General features: G+C 61.6%; 15 protein-coding genes. 12 read left to right on the top strand and 3 right to left on the bottom strand.

Features of this window, described 5'->3' with window-relative positions; genetic code table 11:
• Positions 1-90: 90 nt before the first annotated feature.
• Complete coding sequence (locus ACVOMH_RS07725) at positions 91-564, bottom strand: hypothetical protein (RefSeq protein WP_481551548.1); 474 nt, start codon at positions 562-564, stop codon at positions 91-93.
• 330 nt (positions 565-894) lie between these two features.
• Between ACVOMH_RS07725 and ACVOMH_RS07730 the strand changes: the two genes are divergently transcribed.
• The 7 genes from ACVOMH_RS07730 to ACVOMH_RS07760 all read left to right on the top strand — a co-directional run bounded on the left by ACVOMH_RS07730 (position 895) and on the right by ACVOMH_RS07760 (position 13,573).
• Positions 895-1,782 (top strand): restriction endonuclease, encoded by an 888-nt coding sequence (locus tag ACVOMH_RS07730; protein ID WP_481551549.1) that lies wholly within the window; start codon positions 895-897, stop codon positions 1,780-1,782.
• 187 nt (positions 1,783-1,969) lie between these two features.
• Positions 1,970-4,474, top strand: a complete 2,505-nt coding sequence (locus tag ACVOMH_RS07735) for a type I restriction-modification system subunit M (protein ID WP_481551550.1) — start codon at positions 1,970-1,972, stop codon at positions 4,472-4,474.
• The gene (locus ACVOMH_RS07740; RefSeq protein WP_481551551.1) at positions 4,467-5,744 is read left to right on the top strand and encodes a restriction endonuclease subunit S; all 1,278 of its coding nucleotides are present in this window, start codon (positions 4,467-4,469) and stop codon (positions 5,742-5,744) included. Before ACVOMH_RS07735 ends, ACVOMH_RS07740 begins: the two co-directional genes overlap by 8 nt.
• Complete coding sequence (locus tag ACVOMH_RS07745; protein ID WP_481551552.1) at positions 5,744-9,088, top strand: type I restriction endonuclease subunit R; 3,345 nt, start codon at positions 5,744-5,746, stop codon at positions 9,086-9,088. The genes ACVOMH_RS07740 and ACVOMH_RS07745 overlap by 1 nt, the downstream gene beginning before the upstream one ends.
• A gap of 4 nt (positions 9,089-9,092) precedes the next feature.
• Positions 9,093-9,845, top strand: coding sequence for a M48 family metallopeptidase (locus ACVOMH_RS07750; protein WP_481551553.1), 753 nt, complete (start codon positions 9,093-9,095; stop codon positions 9,843-9,845).
• A gap of 6 nt (positions 9,846-9,851) precedes the next feature.
• Complete coding sequence (locus tag ACVOMH_RS07755) at positions 9,852-12,245, top strand: McrB family protein (protein WP_481551554.1); 2,394 nt, start codon at positions 9,852-9,854, stop codon at positions 12,243-12,245.
• A gap of 14 nt (positions 12,246-12,259) precedes the next feature.
• A complete protein-coding gene (locus ACVOMH_RS07760; protein ID WP_481551555.1) occupies positions 12,260-13,573 on the top strand; it encodes an McrC family protein in 1,314 nt (437 codons plus the stop codon).
• Between the two features lie 181 nt (positions 13,574-13,754).
• On the opposite strand, the gene ACVOMH_RS07765 is transcribed toward ACVOMH_RS07760, so the two are convergent.
• Positions 13,755-14,288, bottom strand: a complete 534-nt coding sequence (locus tag ACVOMH_RS07765; protein ID WP_481551556.1) for a hypothetical protein — start codon at positions 14,286-14,288, stop codon at positions 13,755-13,757.
• A 345-nt stretch (positions 14,289-14,633) separates the two neighbouring features.
• Here ACVOMH_RS07765 and ACVOMH_RS07770 point away from each other — a divergent pair, with 345 nt between their 5' ends.
• From ACVOMH_RS07770 to ACVOMH_RS07780, 3 genes are all read left to right on the top strand, one after another.
• Positions 14,634-16,757 (top strand): M13 family metallopeptidase, encoded by a 2,124-nt coding sequence (locus tag ACVOMH_RS07770; protein ID WP_481551557.1) that lies wholly within the window; start codon positions 14,634-14,636, stop codon positions 16,755-16,757.
• 197 nt (positions 16,758-16,954) lie between these two features.
• Positions 16,955-17,236: a DUF3247 family protein gene (locus tag ACVOMH_RS07775; RefSeq protein ID WP_054658359.1), complete on the top strand. Its 282-nt coding sequence runs from the start codon at positions 16,955-16,957 to the stop codon at positions 17,234-17,236.
• A 231-nt stretch (positions 17,237-17,467) separates the two neighbouring features.
• A complete protein-coding gene (locus ACVOMH_RS07780; RefSeq protein ID WP_054658361.1) occupies positions 17,468-17,827 on the top strand; it encodes a BON domain-containing protein in 360 nt (119 codons plus the stop codon).
• A gap of 107 nt (positions 17,828-17,934) precedes the next feature.
• Here the strand turns inward: ACVOMH_RS07780 and ACVOMH_RS07785 are convergent, their stop codons facing one another.
• Positions 17,935-18,108 carry a hypothetical protein gene (locus ACVOMH_RS07785; RefSeq protein ID WP_481551558.1) on the bottom strand — a complete coding sequence of 58 codons (174 nt, stop codon included), beginning with the start codon at positions 18,106-18,108 and terminating at the stop codon, positions 17,935-17,937.
• An 80-nt stretch (positions 18,109-18,188) separates the two neighbouring features.
• Here ACVOMH_RS07785 and ACVOMH_RS07790 point away from each other — a divergent pair, with 80 nt between their 5' ends.
• Entirely contained in the window at positions 18,189-18,671 is a 483-nt protein-coding gene (locus tag ACVOMH_RS07790; RefSeq protein WP_481551559.1) for a hypothetical protein, read from the top strand.
• On the top strand, positions 18,668-18,913 hold the full coding sequence (locus tag ACVOMH_RS07795; protein ID WP_481551560.1) for a hypothetical protein: 246 nt from the start codon (positions 18,668-18,670) through the stop codon (positions 18,911-18,913). The genes ACVOMH_RS07790 and ACVOMH_RS07795 overlap by 4 nt, the downstream gene beginning before the upstream one ends.
• Positions 18,914-19,133 lie beyond the last annotated feature (220 nt).

A 19,133-nucleotide genomic window follows, 5' to 3' on the forward strand; every position in this document is an offset into this window, starting at 1 on the left:
CAAAAAAGCCGCCCCGAAGGGCGGCTGGGTACGGTCATCAGGGTGGCCCGGCGACCGGGAAGGGAGGGCTTCCCGGCCGGGACCGGCAACTCAGGCCGGCTCGGGCTCGCCCGCCCGCGCGCTCTTGGCAAAACGGGTGCCCAGCCCACGGCGCAGTCCTTCCAGACCCTGGTTGCGCCCGGCCACCTTCAAGATCGCGTACCCGTCCAGCGCGCAGCGCATCACATCGCTGCCCAGTGCGATCTCGGTGTCCGAGGCCCGTTCGGCCAGCCGGGTGATGCGTTGCATGCGGGGGCGCAGGCGGTCCAGCGCCTGCAGATCGGACACCGCATCGGCCACATTCAAGGTGGCCGGCACCACCTGCGGGTTCTGCGCCAGCATGCTCAAGGTCTGCCGGCAGAACGCCTCGGACTTGTCGCCCATCCGCGCCAGCTTGCGCCGCTGCGCCGAGGTCATCGCCACCAGCCCGGTCAACTGCGCCTCCAGATCGCTCAGCGCCTGGTCCACGGCCTGCAGCTGGTCATCGGTGAGGGTGAGGGAAATCAGATTCTGTGTCGTCGTCATTGCATGGTCCTTATGCGAGCAAGGGAAGGGGAGTGCGGCAGCCCCGAAGGAGGCCGGCCCGACCGCTCGGCCGGGCGCGTCAAGCCTGCGCCAGCCCGCGGTTGCAAACCACGCACCCGGTCATGGTTTTTCTGTAGGAAAACCCCGCGTTGGTGTGTCACTGAATACGACGGGCTTTGCCCGCAGTGGCGTTCCCGGCGGCTGCGACGCCCCGACCCGAGCCAGACGGCGGAGGCCCGGCTATGATGGACCTTCACATAATCCACACGGCTCAAGGCACGCGTTTTGCCGCGCTGGCAGGCCGGCGCAGACTACCGAAGCAGGGGAAGCATGGCGGAAGTAACCAAGGCCCGGACCGGCCACCTGATACGCAAGCTGTTCGGCATCCTGCAGGCCCGGCCCGACGGCATGAAGGCCGCCGAAGCGCTGGCGGCGCTGGCCGCACAGGTGGAGATGACCGCCTACGAGGCCGGCGACTACCCCACCGGCGGGCGCCGCTTCGAGAAGATCGTGCGTTTTGCCACGGTCGATACCGTCAAGGCCGGCTGGCTGGTCAAGGACAAGGGCATCTGGTCGGTCACCGCCGAGGGCGCGCAGGCGCTGCAGCAGTATCCGGACGGCGAGCAGTTCTACCGTGAGGCGGTGCGCCTGTATCACAAGTGGAAGAAGGCGCAGCCGGTGGTGGAAATCGACGAAGGCGATGACGAGGCGGTGGAAAAATCGGCCAGCATCACCCTGGAGCAGGCCGAGGAAATGGCCTGGGCCGAGATCGAGGCGCATCTGGCCGACATGCCGCCCTACGAGTTCCAGGAACTGGTGGGCGCGCTGCTCAGCGCCATGGGCTACCACGTGGCGTGGATCGCCCCGCCCGGCAAGGACGGCGGCGTGGATGTGATCGCCTACAACGACCCGCTGGGCACCCGCCCGCCGCGCATCAAGGTGCAGGTCAAGCGCAACGCCAACTCGCCCAAGATCGACGTGATGGGCCTGCGCAGCTTCATGGCCGTGCTGGGCGAGGGCGACGTGGGCCTGTTCGTGGCCCTGTCCGGCTTCACCAAAGATGCCGACCTGGAAGCGCGGCAAAGCCACCGTCGCATCACCCTGATCGACGCCGCCCAGCTGGTCGATCTATGGACCCGCCACTACGGCCAGCTCGATGACACCGCCCGCCGCCGCCTGCCGCTCAAGCCGGTGTGGTTTTTGGCGGGAGACGGGTAGTTGGTCGCAAGGCTGCTTACTTCCCGATAGACCTCAGGTACAGATAAATAAATAGAGGGCCCCCGATTTGCAGGGTGTCCGAAAAGCTTAAGTAAAATTGCAAAATTCATATCTACGATGGCAAGTGTGTTGCGCCTGTCGTTGATGCCTGCAGGTCCAGCCTGCTGATTACGGAAACATACCTGTTATGCCTTTGACCCTGCCCCAGCTGGAACGCCACCTCTTCAAAGCCGCCGACATCCTGCGTGGCAAGATGGATGCCTCCGAATTCAAGGAGTACATCTTCGGGATGCTGTTCCTCAAGCGCTGCTCTGACGTGTTCGAGCAGCGCCGCGCCGAAGTGATACAGCTCGAAATCGATGCAGGCAAGACGCCTGCCGAAGCCGAAGCCTCGGCCGAGAACAAGCGTTGGTATAAGAAGGATGGCTACTTCTGGGTGCCGAAGGAGTCGCGCTACAGCTACCTGCTCGACAACTCACGTCAGGCCAACGTTGGCAGTCTACTGAGCAAGGCGCTTGCCGGGATTGAAGGCGACAACGTCAGCCTGTACGACGTCCTAGAGCACATCGACTTCACCCGGAAGATCGGCCAGAGCAAGATTCCCGACATCAAGCTGCAGCAGCTCATCACGCACTTCAGCCTGCACCGCCTGCGCAACGAAGACTTCGAGTTCCCCGACCTGCTGGGTGCAGCCTACGAATACCTGATTGGCGAGTTCGCCGATTCGGCGGGCAAGAAAGGCGGCGAGTTCTATACGCCTCGCTCGGTGGTGCGAATGATGGTGCGGCTGATCAAGCCTGAGCTCAAGCACGACATCTACGACCCCTGCTGTGGCTCCGGCGGCATGTTGATCGCGGCCAAGGAATACATCGATGAGCACGGCGAAGACGGCCGCAAGGCCAACCTGTTCGGGCAGGAGTTCAACGGCACCGTGTGGTCCATCGCCAAGATGAACATGCTGCTGCACGGCATCAGCACTGCCAACCTGCAAAACGAGGACACCCTGGCCGAGCCGCAGCACGTGGAGGGCGGCGAGTTGATGCATTTCGACCGCGTGCTTACCAATCCGCCGTTCTCCATCCACTGGGGCAATACCGAGAAGGATGCCGACGGCAATGCCGCCTGGAAACCCAAGTTCGAAGCCGAGCGTTTCCCTTACGGCCAAGTGCCGCTCGGCGCCAAGAAAGCCGACCTGATGTTCCTGCAGCACATGCTGGCGGTCACGCGCGACGGCGGCATGGTGGCCACCGTGCTGCCCCACGGCGTGCTGTTCCGGGGTGGCGAGGAAAAAACCATCCGCGCCGGCATCATTGAAGACGACCTGCTTGAAGCCGTCATCGGCGTGGCGCCCAACCTGTTCTACGGCACCGGCATCCCGGCCTGCATTCTGGTGCTGCGCCAGCGCTTGCAGAACGGCGCCAATCGTGTCAGCGGCAAGCCCGCCGAGCGCCAAGGCAAAGTGCTGTTCATCAATGCCGACCGCGAGTTCTTCGAAGGCCGCGCACAGAACTACCTGCTGCCCGAGCACATCGAGAAGATCGTCACCACCTTCGACGAATTCCGCGCCATCGACGGCTTCTCCGCCATCGTCGACAACGCCACGCTCAAGGCCAACGACTACAACCTCAACATCCGCCGCTACGCCGACAACGCGCCACCGCCCGAGCCGCACGATGTGCGGGCCCATCTAGTGGGCGGCATCCCCAAGGCCGAGGTGGCCGACAAGGCCAGCTCGTTCAGCGCCCACGGCCTGAATGCTATGGACCTGCTGGTTGAAAGGGACGCCAAGTATTTCGACTTCGCGCCTGCCCTCGATACACGGCAAGCAATCAAGCCGACCATCGAAAGCAATGCCGGTCTGGTCGCCAAGGAAGCGGCCATCCGCGCGGCCTTCGAGCAATGGTGGCAAGCCCACAGTGCACGCATCACGGCGCTGTCTGGGCAAATGGACAACGCTGCCAGTCTGGTCGCACTGCGCAACGACCTGCTGGCCAGCTTCAGCCAGAGCCTGGAGGCCATTGGCCTGCTCGACCCCTTCCAGGTGCGCGGCATCGTGGCCGGTTTCTGGTACCAGACCAAGTACGACTTCCTCACCCTGATGGCGCGCGGTGCCAAGGGCGTGGCCGACGCCTGGCGCACCAGCATCGTCACCGCCCTGGAAGACAAGGCCAGCAAGGAGAGTCCGCTGGAGCACAAGCTGGTCAAGTTCCTGATGAGTGATTTCGTCGAGGCCATCACTGAGCTGGAAGCCAAGAAGGCCGAACTGGACAGCCAGATCAAAGCCGCTAGCCCGAAAGATGCCGAGGGCGAGGATGGTGAAGCCGCCGAGGCAGCAGAGGACGAGGCCGACGAGGAAAACGCCGTGGACGAAGCCCAGCTCAAAGCCTGGAAAAAAGAACTTACCGCCGTTAAGAAGCAGCTCAAAGCCAAGAACGATAGCTTTAAGCAGCACATCGGCGCTGCAGTGGAAGGACTAACGCCGGAAGCCGCCGCCGAGTTGCTGCTGACCATCCTGCACAACGACATGCAAGCCATTGTGGAGCGCTACATGACCGCGCAGCGCAAGCAGATTGTGGACGCGTTCGAGAACTGGTGGGACAAATACCAGATGACGCTGACCGAGATTGAAGGCAGGCGGGATGAGGCGGCGAAGACGCTGCGGGGGTTTTTGAAGGGGTTGCGGTATGTCTGATTTCGTGACCTTGGGTGACCACATCGCCATTCAAAAAGGAAAGGCATCACCGGCAACTGGCTATTCGGGCCCAGGGGCAAAGCCATATCTCAATCCTGAATATCTTCGAGGGCGAGCAAGGGCAGAACTTGCCAAGCCCGGATCTGATTCTGTACATGCCCGCGAGGGCGACACGATTCTGCTTTGGGATGGTTCAAATGCCGGTGAGTTTTTTAGGGCTAAGTCCGGCTTGGTCGCTTCCACGATGGCCAAGGTAACGCCAGATACCAAGTTCAATGCAGCATATTTTTTTCATGTCACAAAGCATGCAGAAACTTATTTAAAAGGCCATACAAACGGCACTGGGATACCTCACGTTGATAGAGAGCTACTTGATGCCATTCGTGTCTTTTGCCCGGCGCCTGAGGAGCAACTTCGTCTGGCCGAAATCCTTGATCACCTGGACAACGCCATCCACGAAACCGAGGCGATCATCGCCAAGCTCAAGGCCGTCAAACAGGGCCTGCTGCACGACCTGCTGACGCGCGGCATCGCCGCCAACGGCGAATTGCGCCCGCCGCAGTTCGAGGCGCCGCATCTCTACAAGGAGTCGCTGCTGGGGTGGATTCCGAAGGAGTGGGAGGTCAAGCAACTCGCAGAACTGCTAGCTGCCGTTGATCCGCCGATGCGTTCTGGCCCCTTTGGTAGCGCACTTCTGAAGCAGGAATTGGTATCCGTCGGTTCCCCGCTTCTCGGAATCGATAATGTCCATACCGAGCGTTTCGTTGCCGACTACACGCGTTTTGTCACACACAAGAAATTTGCGGAGCTGGCGCGCTACGCCGTCCGTCCTGCCGACTTGATGATCACAATCATGGGCACTGTCGGGAGGTGTTGCCTCGTACCGGAAGACATCGGGCAGGCACTTTCCTCAAAGCACACTTGGACGATCACTCTCGATCAACGGCTTTACTCGCCGTACTTGGCGATGTTGCAGGTTAACTACTCTCCTTGGGTGCTGGCGCATTTCGCCAGGGGTCAACAAGGCGGCACGATGGCTGCCATTCGGTCGGAAACGCTGCGAGCCACTATGCTTCCAACCCCTCCTCGCGAGGAGCAGCGTTTGATGGAAGGTCGCCTGCGCGAGATCAGCAAGAGGGTCGATCTCGAAGTTGATTCGTTTGCAAAAATGCAGGCAGAAAAAACCGGCCTGATGGACGACCTCCTCACCGGTCGCGTCCGCGTCACGCCACTGCTGGCCGAAGCCGCACAACAACCAGGGAGCGCCTGATGGGCTGGGAACTCGATGACGTCGAAAAACCGTTCGTAGCCCAGTTGCAGGCGCTCGGTTGGGCCTACAACGCAGGCAGTCTCGACGACCCGGCAGTCACGGGTCGAACCAGTTTTGCCGAAGTGATTCAGGAGGGGCTGCTGCGCGAACAACTGCGCGCGCTAAACCTTGGGCCTGATGGTGCCCCCTGGCTGGACGAGGCGCGGCTGTCGGAAGCCGTGGCGGCCATCACGCGACTGGGTACGCACAAGCTGATGGAGGCCAACGAGAAGGCCACCAACCTGTTGATCCGTGGCCTGACGGTGGACGGCCTGCCCGGCTGGGACGGTGGGCGCGGCCAGACGATACGCTACATCGACTGGGACACCCCGGCCAACAACCGCTTCACGGTGATCAACCAGTACCGTGTCGATTGCCCGCCTGGCTTCAACAGCGGCAAGGCTTTCATCGTGCCCGACCTGGTGCTGCTGGTGAACGGCATTCCGCTGGTGGTGGTGGAGTGCAAGAGCCCGTCCGTCCCCGAGCCGCTGGCCGAGGCGGTGGACCAACTGCGGCGCTACAGCAACCAGCGCAAGGCCGCCTTTGAGGTGGACGACAACGAGGGCAACGAGCCCCTGTTTGCCACCAACCAATTGCTGGTGGCCAGTAGCTTCGACGAGGCTCGGGTGGGCTGCGTGGGCGCGGCCTTTGAGCACTACGCGCAGTGGAAGACGGTGGTCGGCCCGGAGGGTTCAGGTAGCGAGATTGAGGTGGCGCAGGCGCTGGGCAAGGCGGCCATTTCCGAGCAGGAGCGCTTGATCGCCGGGCTGCTCACCCCCGCGCACCTGCTGGATGTGGTGAAGAACTTCATGTTGTTCATGCAGACCGGCGGCCAGACCATCAAGACGGTGTGCCGCTACCAGCAGTACCGGGCGGTGAACCGGGCGATTGCCCGCCTGAAAACCGGCCAGACGCGGCTGGAGGCTGTTAAAAGCGGCGGCGAACACGACAAGCGTGGCGGCATCATCTGGCACACCCAGGGCTCGGGCAAGAGCCTGACCATGGTGTTCCTGGTGCGCAAGATGCGCGCGGATGCAGAACTGCGGCGCTTCAAGGTCATCGTCGTCACCGACCGGAAGGACCTGCAGGGCCAGTTGTCGGTGACCGCCACACTGACCGGCGAGGTGGTGGACGTGGCCGAGAGCACGGCGGGCGTGAAAGCGCTGGCACGGCGCAAAGGGCCGGGGCTGATCTTTGCCACGATCCAAAAATACCGCGACCCGGACAGCGCCGGTGATGCGCCGTTGACGGCAGACGACTTGCCGAAGGTGCCCGATCCTGGAGTAAAAGAATCGAAGGCCACCTACAAAGCCGACGAAAAGTTCGAGGTGCTGAACGAGGACGACAGCATCCTTGTGCTGGTGGACGAGGCGCACCGCACCCAAGCGGGCGACCTGCACGCCAACCTGCTGGCGGGCCTGCCCAACTGCGTGCGCATCGGCTTTACCGGCACGCCGATCATCATGGGCGACAAGAAGCGCACCCATGAGATTTTTGGCGAGTTCATCGACCGCTACACCATCAAGGAAGCTGAGGCCGACGGTGCCACGGTGCCGGTGCTCTACGAGGGCCGCACGGCCAACGGCGCGATCAAGGACGGCGCCAGCTTGGATGAGCTGTTCGAAGACCTGTTCCGCCAGCACTCGCCGGAGGAGCTGGAGGCGATCAAGAAGAAGTACGCCACCAAGGGCCACATCTTCGATGCCCCGGCGCTTATTGCCGACAAGGCGCGCGACATCCTTCGCCATTACGTTACCAACATCCTGCCAAACGGCTACAAGGCGCAGGTGGTGGCGTACAGCCGGCTGGCGGCGATTCGCTATTTCGAGGCCCTGCGGTCAGTCCGCGATGAGTTGCTAGCCGAGGCCCACGCGCTCTCGCCCGAGTACAAGGCGCTGGATGACGAGGCGCTGTGTCAGCGTCCTGTGAGCGTGCAGGCGGTGGTGCAAGCCTGGCGCTACCGCGACACCCTGGCGCGCATTGAATTCGCGCCCATTATTTCGGGCAGCAACAACGACGACCCTGCCTGGAAGCAGTGGACCGATGGCACAGCGCACGAGCAGCTGATCAAGCGCTTCAAGAAGCCGCTGTTCCATGCCAAGCCCGAGAAGACCGATCCGCTGGCCTTCCTGGTGGTGAAGTCGATGCTGCTCACCGGCTTTGATGCGCCGATCGAGGGCGTGATGTACCTCGACCGTCCGATCCGCGAGGCGGAGTTGCTGCAGGCGATTGCCCGCGTCAACCGCACCGGCTTCGGCAAGCGCTGCGGCATCGTGGTGGACTACTTCGGTGTCGCGCAACATCTGAAGGAGGCGCTGGCAGCCTACGCCGATGAGGACGTGGAAGGCGCACTGGCCAGCCTGAAGGACGAGGTGCCAGTGCTGCGCGACCGGCATCTGCGCGTGGTGGATTTGTTCCGCCAGCGGGGCATTGACTCGCTGGAGGACTCCGAGGCCTGCGTCGAAGCATTGGGCAGCGAGAAGTTGCGCGCCGAGTTTGCCGTCAAGCTCAAGGCTTTCTTGGGCTCACTGGATACGGTGCTGCCGCGACCGGAGGGGTTGCCCTACACCAAGGACGCCAAGAAGCTCGCTTATATCTACGCCCGCGCTCGCAATCGCTACAAGGACACGCCGGTACTGGGCAAGGATGTCGGCGCGAAGGTGCGCAAGCTGATCGACGACCATGTGATCTCGCTGGGCATCGACCCCAAGATCCCGCCTATCCAGCTGACCGATGCTCAGTTCGACACGCACGTGGCCCGGGCCGCAAACGACCGCGCCAAGGCGTCCGAAATGGAACACGCAATTCGCTCGCATATCCGCAAGCACACCGATGAAGACCCGGTTCTGTACCGCAAGCTCTCGGAGCACTTAAACGACATTCTCAAAACGCTGGGCGAAAAGTGGAACGAGGTGATCTCGCAACTGCAGAAGATCATCGACGAGCTGCGCACGGGCAAGGCAGGCAGTGCCGATGCGCCAAGCGACTTGCCCGAGCATTGCGCGCCCTTCCTGCGCACCGTGCTGGACGTGGTGTGTGCTGGCCAGACGCCAACCGCAGCCGGGTTGCTGCGACTGAAGGATGTGACCGTGGAGCTGGTGGACCTGCTGGTGCAGGAGCTGCAAGGCAACCGCGACATCTGGAGCCCCCATAAACGTGCGGCGCAGGAAGACCTTAATACGCAATTGTTCGAGCACTTGATGCGCCTACGGCCACCCTTGGTGGACACCGACAAGGCGGGCGTGCTGGCAGACAAGTTGATGGAGCAGGCGCGCGCCAGTCACGACAAGCTGGTGCAGGTATAAAGCCATGCTGGCGCCCCAAAAATCTACCAACCACCACGCGGATAGCCCTGCGGCCGAGGCAGAGGCTTGCATCCACATGGACGACTTGCAGTTCACGATACGGCGCAGTGCCCGGCGCCGGACAATGCAAATCACGGTGGAAAGAACGGGGGAATTGATTCTGAGCGCACCGCCCGAGGTGGGCATCGACCAACTCCGCGAATTTGCCAGCGAAAAGCGCTTTTGGATCTATACCAAGCTGGCCGAGAAGGATCGGCTGCAACGCAAGGTGCCACGCAAAGAGTTCGTTGGCGGCGAGGGCTTCCTGTATCTGGGGCGTAGCCATCGGCTGAAATTGGTCGATGACCAAGACTCCCCCTTGAAGCTGGTGAATGGCCGCTTTGCGCTGCGCCACGATGCGCAGGCAGGTGCACGGGAGTATTTCATCCGCTGGTATAGCGAAAGGGCTCGGGCCTGGCTGTCGGGCCGGGTGGCCGACTACCAGTCACGCATGGAGGTGGCACCGGCTGGCGTGAAGGTGCAGGACCTCGGCTATCGCTGGGGTTCTTGCGGAAAGGGCGACTGGCTGTATTTCCACTGGAAAACCATCTTGCTGCCAGCCCGTATCGCGGAATATGTGGTGGTTCACGAGATTGCCCACCTGCACGAGCCACACCACACCCCTGCCTTCTGGCTACGCGTTGAGCGTGCAATGCCCGACTATGCGCAGCGAAGGGCCTGGCTGGCCGAACACGGAATTGATGTTGAGGGGATATAAGAAAACATGGCGGACTATTTCACCAGTGACCACTTCAAACTGCTGAACAAGTGGAAGGGGCAAAAGCGCGACGAATCCAACCCCGAGCAGAACCGCGCCTACGAGGAATTGAAGAAGGCCTACGAGGTCACCGAGGCGTGGGCCGGCAAGGTCCAGGATGCGTTGTACCCGATGGGATACGTCGAGATCCGCAAGCGCCCGACCAATCAGGGCAATAACTTCGCGAGCTATAACTGGGCCAAGATCTATCCATCGTCCGAAGCGCCCAAGGTCTTGGCCTACACCGTCGGCATCGACGCCGACGACGGGTTTGTCGTCAAGATCGATACCGTGGGGCTCGATGAATCTGACGCCACGCGACGCGAGTACTCGACGCTACGTGGGGCTGATAACAACGCGCCCCCTTTCATGGCCAAGTTGCCAGCCGCTGATGGGCTTGAAAAGTCGCTGGACCAGCTGGCGGCGTGGAGCGTCGAGGCGATCGGGGCCTTCAAGTTGCGCTACGACGAGGTGGTTACGAAGCTGAACCTGGGCAAGGTGCTCAGCGACGAGGATCTACTCAAACACTTTGACGGCAAGCCGGCGTTCCAGACCTTCCGCGCTTCGTGGTCCTTGCAGGATCAGGCGCTGTTTTGCAGATTAGCGAGAGCGGTACACGCTGCGGGGCTGGATTGGTGGCACATGGGTAAGGATATTCAAGTGCGCTTCGGGCGCAAGAACCCTGGTAATGAGCGTGCGACAGCGGTATTTGGTCTCCTTCGTGGGACTCGAGCCCGAAAGCTCTCATGGACCCGTTCGATAGGATCGATCAATAAGTTCAAACGCCAACTTCTGACAGACGACTTGGTTGCGAAGATTGAGTCGGTCCTCTCAAATGGACGTGAATCGTTGGCCGAGTGGCCAGCCCTCGAAACCGCGCGGCCAGGTCTCTGGCCTGACCAGTTGCGAGACGACCCTCTTGATCCGGATGAGTACTTGGAGGACGACGAGATCGACGAAGAGGCCAACGATACAGAGGAAACGCGGCAGCCCGTCAATCGCATCTACTACGGCCCCCCTGGGACAGGGAAAACCTACGAGCTGTCAAAGCTGCTCAAGCGAGAGTACGAGCAGGCGATGACTTCGGTGTCTGACGCCGAGTGGCGTGAGCAACTGATTACCACGCAGATTGCAAACCTGACTTGGTGGGAAGGTGTGGCGGCCGCGCTCTTCGCGTTAGGCGGGAAGGCGAAGGTTGCGAGGCTCTATGAGCATCCGTTCGTTCGCGCCATAGCGCTAGCGAAAGGTCGAAACCGGAACATCACGCAAACCTTGTGGGGCACGCTACAGCACCACACCATTGAAGAATCCAGTACGGTCAAGGCTAAGCTTCGGCTTTCACCCGCAGTGTTCGATAAGTCCTCGGACTCGATCTGGCAGTTCGCCGGAGATTGGGAAGAGTCGTGTGCTGACATCTTCGAAAAAGTAGAGGCTTACCAGGCAGGTGCCCCTGCAGTAGGCACTGTTCAACGCTACAGTTTCGTTACGTTTCACCAGTCTTACGGGTACGAAGATTTTGTTGAAGGTCTGCGTCCGGTGCTTAGTGGTGAAGCGGAGGCTGCTGAGATCCAATACGAAATTCGCTCGGGCGTTTTCAAAGATCTATGTCGCCGCGCCCGATCAGCGCCGGACCAGCGCTTTGCGATGGTTATCGACGAGATCAATCGAGGCAACATCAGCAAAATATTCGGCGAGTTGATCACATTGATCGAGCCGGATAAGCGCGAGGGTGAAGAGAATGCGATATCGGTGACGTTACCCTACTCAGGAGAGAGCTTCTCCGTACCGCCAAATGTCGACATCATCGGAACGATGAACACTGCGGACCGATCTCTTGCACTGCTGGATACCGCACTGCGCCGTCGTTTCGAGTTCGTGCCGGTGATGCCTGATGTACGCGATGTTCAAGGCGCGCCGCTTGCGGGCCTGCGTGTTAGCGCGGGCGAACAGGTGATCGACGTCCCCCGCATGCTTGATGCCATCAATCAGCGTGTCGAGGCGCTATACGATCGCGACCATTGCATAGGGCACGCGTACTTTACTTCGTTGGCCAAAGTGCCCGATGGTGACGAAAGGCTGATCGCCCTGCAGCAGATTTTCAGCACCCGATTACTTCCGTTGCTGGAAGAGTACTTCCTGGAGGATTGGCAGAAAATCCGCCTCGTTCTTGCCGACAACCAGAAGCCCGAGGTTTCGCAGTTCGTACGGGAAAGTGAGGATGGAGAAGGTGATCTGGCCCGCCTTTTCGGGAACGAGCATGGTCTGGACAGCTATGTCACCAAGCGTCGCTGTTTCGTGCAGGTTGCTTCGTTCTCCAATCCGAACGCTTATATCGGCATCTACCAGACGCTATCTGTTTGAGCACAGGAATGGCATTGAATGGCATCACCATCTATGAATTTGATGCGCTTACCGCCTCAGGTACAGTGGGGGCGGGCACCGATGGCCTGCATCAAGTCCCACCCAAGGTCTACGCCTGGCTTGAAAATCAGTGCCTTCGATCCTCTGAAGTGGAGGGGACGGCTTGGTTGCGGCTGACTCAACGTAAAGGGCGCCGTGTCGTACAAGTGACCAGCTTCGTCGGCGTCATTCGGACGGTGGATGGGTTTCAGATAGAAGTGTTGCCAAAAGTAGGTAAGGCGATAGGTGGCGGCGTCAACGAGACGCGTCAGCTACTGATTGAGATGCTCTGCTGCTTGCAAAGCTTCCGTCATATTCAAACCGACAGTGCCAGAATTTCTGCAGCGCGTATGCCGCTGCTGGAGGTCTTCATCACCGAGTTTCTGCGTGATGTCGAGCGAATCGTCAAAAGCGGGTTGCGCGGCGACTACTTAAGCCGGCAAGACAACCTATTCGCCTTGCGGGGCAAGCTGCTGATAGCGCCACATTTACGGAAAAATCTGTGCCGTGCTGACCGATTCTTTACCGAGCATGATGAGTTTTCGACGGATCGGCCGGAGAACCGGCTGTTACACACGGCTTTGCGCAAGGTCTTGATGCTGTCGACATCGCAGGCTAATCAGCAGCTGAATCGTGAACTGCAGTTCGTATTTGCTGGTGTACCCATATCAACACAACCCAGAGTCGACTTTCAGCGCGTACGTATTGACAGGGGAATGGGGTACTACGCTGGCGCCCTAGCTTGGGCCCGCCTTATTCTCGAAGAAGACTCGCCGCTGACCGGAACGGGAAAGCAGCGAGCACCCTCTTTGCTATTCCCCATGGAAGCGGTCTTCGAGGCGTTTGTCGCAAAGCATTTGGCTCGACAGTTGAAACGGCCACTTACCCTAAAGACGCAGGTTCGCAGCCATCACTTGGTAAGCCATCAAGAGCGCAGCTGGTTCCGTTTGAAGCCGGACCTCCTTGTGCATGAAGAGGGCTGTGACACCTTGGTGCTGGATACTAAATGGAAGCTCATAGACAGCCTTAAATCGACGGGAACACAGAAGTACGGCCTATCACAAGCAGATTTCTATCAACTGCAGGCGTATGGAAATAGCTATCTGGATGGCCAAGGCGATGTTGTCCTTGTGTACCCGAGAACAGCTGCGTTCTCGGCACCTCTACCCGTCTTCATATTTTCGAAGAACGAGAACCTTCGATTGTGGGTTCTGCCGTTCTGCCTGAAATCAAGAAAATTGTTTGTCGCGAACGAGGCCTCTTTTTTTTCCAAGTTCAAAGACAGCTGACTAACATTGAGCAATGTGCGGCACTTTCTTTGCGGGAAGGCAATGTCGCGACTGGCGTCGCTCCTACAGGGGCGTAGGCCGTCTGGCGCGGGTCCAGCAGGCCACGGGTTATCCGTTGTTTCTACAGGGGCGTGACGATCATGTGCTGTTCCTACGGCTCATACTGGGGCGGCGCTTTGCCTTAATCGAGGGTCAGCGGTGTTATGCCTTTGTGATCGAAAGTCCCCTGGTATTTGTTGACCGCAGCCACCAATTTCGGCATGCCTTCGGCTGAGGCGGGGTTCTCGCGTAGTTGCCCGCCGGCAGTGAGCATGTGGGTGATCAGCACATGCAGGGCGGCATCGGGCTCAGGGGCCAGTTTGCAGTGGGCGAACATGTACTGGACGTTGCTGTCGATCACATCGGCGAGGGCGGCGGCGTCGGCGGCCTGCAGCCGGGCGTCATGGAACGCAGGCAGGTTTTTCAGTACCTCGGCATGGATGCGGCCCATGGCGGTACGCAGCGGCTCGTCGGTTTGCCAGCGCTGGCCTTCGGCCAGTACCGGGGCGGGGGCGGATGCGGCGGCATGGTCGTGGCTGGGGCTGGCGGGCGCTGCGGTGCTTGCTCCAGGGGCGATGTCGGCGGCCGGGGCGTGACCATTGCCGGCGGTACAGGCGGTCACGGCAAAGGCCAGCGCAACGGCGGTGGCAGGGACATGGAGGAAGCGCATCTTCATGGTCGTGGCATCGGTTCAGGTGTGCCCCCAACCGTAGCAAGCAGCCATCGCCCTCGAAGTGACATGTATCAAGGTGGAGCGGGGCTGCCGTTCTTGTGACAGGCGGAAGGTTGTGACTGATGGTCCAAGGCCACCCGGTGCCGCTGCATAGGCGAGTTGGGCCGGGCGGTCGCGACTCATGGCCCGAGGCCACCCGGCGTCGCTCCTGCAGGGAGCGTGGGGCGTGGTTTGTGTCGCTGCAGCATGGCCTCCGGCACATGGGCTTGTGCACAAAGCTGGCTATGCTTGCCCGCACGCGAGGGGCCGGGGGAATCGGCTCCGCCACCCTTTACCAGGAGAGTTCTGTTGAAAAAGACGCTGTTGACCACCGCCACCTTGCTGGCCCTGGGGATCGCCGGTTCGGCGTCCGCCGGCCAGAACCACGCGTGCGTGGATGACGCATGCACGGTGCAGACCCTGTTTGCCGCCACCGAGGCCGGCAGTGCCACCGCAGGCGCCAGCATCGCCGCGCCGCGCATGGGCAACTGGGGCATCGACACGGCCGGCATGGACACCAGTGCCAAGCCGGGCGATGACTATTTCGCCTACGTCAACGGCAACTGGGCCAAGAACACCCCGATCCCGTCGGACAAGTCCAGCTTTGGCGCGTTCCTGGCGCTGCGCGACCTGTCCGAGGCGCGCGTGCACCAGCTGCTGGAAGGCTATGCGCTGGGCAACCCGGCCACCGATGGCGACAGCGCCAAGATCGCCGCGCTGTACCGTGGCTTCCTGGACGAGGCTGCCGCCGAAAAGGCCGGCGCTGAACCGCTGAAGCCGATGCTGGCCGAGATCCGCGCGGCCAAGGACAAGTCCGCCATCGCCGCACTGATGGGCCGCAGCAATGCCGGTTTCGGCGCCACGCTGTTCGGCCTTGGCGTTTCCGACGACCAGCGCGACCCGGAGCATTACACCCTGTATATGGGCCAGTCTGGCCTGGGCCTGGGCGACCGCCAGATGTATCTGGACGAGAAGTTCGCCCCGCAGCGCGCGCGCTATGTGGCCTATATCGAGCAGCTGCTGACCCTGGCCGGCTGGGACAAGCCGGCTGACGCGGCGGCCAAGATCATGGCGATGGAAACCGAGGTGGCCAAGGGCCACTGGACCCGCGCCGAGAGCCGTGACCGCGACAAGACCTACAACCGGTTGACCCGCGCCGAGCTGGCCGCGCAGGCGCCGCAGGTGGACTGGAATGTGCTGTTCGACGCTGCCGGCGTGGGCCAAGCCGAGAGCGTGGTGCTGCGCCAGAACACCGCCGTTCCGGCGCTGGCCAAGGTGTTTGCGGCCACCGACCTGGACACGCTCAAGGCGTGGCTGGCGTTCCACACCACCGATGACGCGGCCGGTCTGCTGTCGAAGAACTTCGTCGATGCCGAGTACGAGTTCCGCGCCAAGTTCCTGTCCGGCCAGCCGGAGCCCAAGCCGCGCTGGAAGAACGCGGTCAGCTACAGCGAAGGCATCATGGGCGAGGCCATCGGCCGCGATTTCGTCAAGCTGTACTTCCCGGCCGATGCCAAGGCCAAGATGGATGCGCTGGTTTCCAACGTGAAGCTGGCCATGGGCGCGCGCCTGGACACGCTGGCCTGGATGAGCCCGGCCACCAAGGCCGAGGCCCACGCCAAGCTCAAGGGCTTCGGCCTGAAGATCGGCCATCCGGAACAGTGGCGTGATTACAGCGCGCTGGAAGTGCGCAACGGCGACATCGTCGGCAACGCGCTGCGCGCCCGTGCCTTCGAGTGGGATTACCGCCGCGCCCGCCTGGGCCAGAAGGTCGACAAGAACGAGTGGGGCATGACCCCGCAGACGGTCAACGCCTACTACAACTCGGTCAAGAACGAGATCGTGTTCCCGGCCGCGATCCTGCAGCCGCCGTTCTTCGATCCATCCGCCGACCCGGCGGTGAACTACGGTGGCATCGGCGGCGTGATCGGCCACGAGATCATCCACGGTTTCGACGACCAGGGCCGCAAGTCCGACGGGGCCGGCGTGCTGCGTGACTGGTGGACCGCCGAAGACGCGGCCAAGTTCGAGGCGCAGGCCGCCAAGCTTGGCGCGCAGTACGAGGCGTTCGAGTTCCCGCAGCTGCCGGGCATGAAGATCAACGCCCGCGTGGCGATGGGCGAGAACATCGGCGATCTGGGGGGCCTGACCATCGCGCTGGAAGCCTACCGCCGCTCGCTGGACGGCAAGCCGGCGCCGGTGATTGACGGCTTCACCGGCGAGCAGCGCTTCTTCATGGGCTGGGCGCAGGTATGGCGCACGCTGTGGCGCGACGACGCGCTGCGCCAGCAGCTGGTCAACGGCACGCACTCGCCGGGCCACATCCGCGCCTTCGCCCCGCTGCGCAACATCGATGCGTGGTACGACGCGTTCAACGTGAAGGCCGGCGACAAGCAGTACATCGCCCCGGAAGACCGCGTGCGCATCTGGTAATCGACAGGTGTGAGTGTTGCAACAGCAAGGGCCCTTCGGGGCCCTTGCTGTTGGTGGCCCCACTTTAGATGGTCAGCGCGTGCAGGCGCGCAGCCCGGCGTCTTCACCCCGGTTTTCCCGCGCGCAGGCCAGTGTGGGCCTCCCATCAACACACGGAGCATCGGTGCGGCTTCGGCCGCCAGGATGAAAGAACCGCTATGAGCAAGATTGCACCCCGGGTACATACCGACCAGGCCACCATCGAGCGCCTGAAGGATCTGCAGGCCGCGCTGGATGCGGAGCTGGTGGTGGAGCTGCACCTGCGCGGGGGCGCGACACTGACCGGGACCGTAGTCGAGCGCCCGTCGATACTGCAATTCCTGGATGAAGGCGGCAATGAAGGCACCAACGGCGTGCTGCCGCTGGATACCGGCGGAAAAAGCGTGCAGCGGGTCTGGCTGGACGAGGTGGAGCATTTCCAGCGGCTGGGGACGTGCTGATCGCCCCGCGCTTTCTTCCCATGGCGTGCCGGTGGATGCCTGCCGTCGGGCCCGGTTGCACGGCGATGGCGGAACGGCAGCTGCAGCGAAGCGGGACCGGTCCGTTTGCTGAATCCGCATACATCAATGTCAGGCGGGCATGAGCGCGACGGCTTCGGCAAAGGCACGGCATTAACCCCGGCGGTGCGAGGCTGCACCCGGAGCGTTCCTGCTCCATCCGAGGAGAATCCAATGAACCGGGCGAAAACGAGTCGATGGCTGTTGTTGGCGTTGTTGCCGCTGGGCGTCAGCACCGCCTTTGCCGGCGAGGACAAGAATCCGCCGACGGAACATGACAAGACCCACGCGGAATCGCATCAGCCGGGCAGTGATACTTGGATCACCACCAAGGTGAAGGCCGACCTGTTGGCGACGGAAAACGTGCCGGGGTTGGAGATCACGGTCGAAACGGTCAACGGCACGGTGATGCTCAGCGGCACGGTGAACCACCAGAGCGAGAAGGATCGCGCCATTGCGGTGGCACGCGGCATCAAGGGCGTCAAACAGGTCGATGCCGACAAGCTGCGCGTAGTGGCCAAACCGGAACGCTAGCAGGCGCGGAACATCCAATGACAGCAGCGGCCGCGATGCCGCTGTTGCCAGCGTCACCCAAAACGGCACTGCATCTGCAGTGCCGTTTTCTGTTTCACGCGCCCGGCTCAGCCCTTGCGGCGCAGCCAGAAGTAGATCGGCAGGCCGGCGATGACCAGCACGCCGCCCCAAGCCAGCGCCTCGCTCCCGACGCCGACGATGGCGTAGAGGAAGCGCCCTGCGTCTGTTTTCCAGGATAGCCGCTGTTGGCCGTTGTGTTGTCGGAACTGGCTGCGATCCACTGGACGTGCGGCACACCCGTCTTGATTTTCTGGGCGCAGGGGGGATAACTGCAAAACCGACAAAGTCAGGGAGTATGACTATGGCTGTTTACACAGGACGTGGATCACGTGTTCTGGCGGCGCTGTTGTTGACGATTTCATGTTCCACCGATGTTTCTGCGCAATCTTCTGCTCCGGGGATATTTGCGGGTAATTGGTCGTACGCGAAAACCTGCGGCTCCGGTCACTATGTAAACCTGACCCTCAATCAGCGTGGCGGACACGTTTCCGGGGAATGGAGCGCAGGCACGGATATCCGCGGTGGCGATGGCCAGTTGGAGGGGCAGATCCGTGGAGGCCGTCTTTACGTGCGCTACTGCAGCACCGGCGGAGAAGAGGGCTACGAGGTATGCCCGCGGTTTGGCGGCGACGAGGATTACTTCGAGCTCGAAGGTGGCGTGTTGAAACGCTTTGTGAAGTACGGAACGGCTTACAGGCAGGATATTTCTCTGCATTCGTATGCTCCCGGAGAGCCCGTGCGATTGGATAACGACGGGTGCGATGACGCGGGGAATGAGCGATGAGTGCCCTGACGGATCAGGAGCTGCGCGCGACTCTCTACTTCGCGGTAGGGGTGACATCCGAAAGTGGATATTCAGCATTTCGGCTGGTAGTGGCCGGCGACAACCCCCGAACACCCGCTATCGAGCCTGCTGACAACAGCGGCTACACCATCGGCACTATTCAGACCGACCTGGGACAGCACTACCAGCCGGGCCTTGCTGGTGGCGAAAACGTTCCTAGGGATCTTGTCGAGGCGTACTAGGGTTGGGCGCGCGCAAATCGACCGGGTGATTTGCTCGATCAAGCCCGCGCGGATCAGACCATTGCTGATCTTGGGCGCAATGGAAGAACGATCAGAAATCAGGCGGGCAGGGCGCTGGATGCCAGGTAGGGAGACCTGGATGATCCGGCGCAGCTTCGGGCAAGTGTTTCAGCGCTGCAGGCCATGCAGACGCCGGTGGAAGAGTCGGATGCCAGATTGT

Source organism: Stenotrophomonas sp. STEN013 (assembly GCF_056760355.1).